The following is a 482-nucleotide window of genomic DNA, read 5'->3' as shown; positions in this document are numbered from 1 at the left end:
TCTACTTCTGCTGGCCGGTCGGAAATCATCACCATAGGGTCAACAAACCGCCTGCGGGCACTGCGCGTGCCACGAGGTCGACGTTGGGCGTGACCGCGACGCAGTGCAGCAGCGACTTCCTTTTTCAACTCGCCTTTAGCCTGGAAATACAAAGACTGATAAATAGTTTCAGGACACACGTACATAGTCTCATCACCGGGATAGCGACTGCGCAACCTCCCAGAAATCTGCTCCGGCGAGTACCTATCTTTCACCATCGCCCAGACCACGGTGCGCAAACGTGGATTGGCATCAATCTTGCGCTTTTTCGGTCTAAACCTACGCAACACCGATTTACGGTGCGCATGCGTGGGAAGATACACCCCAAATTCATCCCGGTTGCGTTTAAGCTCCTTGCTGATAGTGCCAGCAGAGCGCTGAAGACGCCGAGCTATCTCACGTACACCTTTGCCTTGCCGGTCAAGATCAAAGATGAGCTCGCG

1 protein-coding gene is annotated in these 482 nt (G+C 54.1%); it reads right to left on the bottom strand.

Annotated features, from left to right (window positions below; all coding sequences use genetic code 11):
• Positions 1 to 482, bottom strand: a 482-nt coding sequence (locus tag QP884_RS11230) for an IS30 family transposase (protein WP_284822064.1), incomplete at both ends; no start/stop codon positions are given.

The sequence above is a fragment of the Corynebacterium tuberculostearicum genome, from assembly GCF_030229345.1.
GTDB lineage: Bacteria > Actinomycetota > Actinomycetes > Mycobacteriales > Mycobacteriaceae > Corynebacterium > Corynebacterium tuberculostearicum_G.
This window is presented reverse-complemented; position numbering and strand designations above follow the sequence as displayed.